1 protein-coding gene is annotated in these 554 nt (G+C 33.4%); it reads right to left on the bottom strand.

Translation table 11 applies throughout. The features are described from left to right. Nucleotides 1-16: 16 nt before the first annotated feature. Nucleotides 17-554: hypothetical protein (locus AC1DWA_RS33150; protein ID WP_477917689.1), on the bottom strand; the 538-nt coding region annotated here is incomplete at its 5' end.

Here is a 554-nt window from a genome sequence, read left to right as displayed (position 1 = left end):
CGCTTATTCGGTCTGCTTAATCAGCACATTTKTCCCAATTAAAAGGYTTYWGYTCAAGCTTATCTGCTTTTTTTTCATCMACTGTCATAACAACCCAAATRTTYCCCATTTTAYTTAATACTTTCAATACGTTATTTCCGTCAACTCTCTTATAAAGGAAATATCCTCTTGTTCCTTCTAAACCATTCTCCAAAAACAATCTCATTGATCCAATGCTACCTCCGACAAACAAGTGTTGCAATGAGATCTGGTCAGAATGGTCATTGATGTTATCTCCTACTTTTAAATTTAATTCTCTGTTTGTGAATTCCTGAAACCCGGATAAATCTAAGCTATAACTTTTAACAATATCTTTTAGCACTCTCTCATCAAGTTTTTTATGATACTTTTCGAATTCCTCTCTACAAGCTTTCTCAGTTTGATTTCTTTCTTCTGTTGAATTGGCAAATACAGTTCTGTAATTTGTTCCATGAGCTAAGATACCAAGTATCAGCAGTAAAAGAACCGCCCTTTTAGTCATATAACTCACCCTATATTCATATTTTGTTGTATTT

The sequence above is a fragment of the Rhodococcus sp. P4_F3_2 genome, from assembly GCF_056401335.1.
This window is presented reverse-complemented; position numbering and strand designations above follow the sequence as displayed.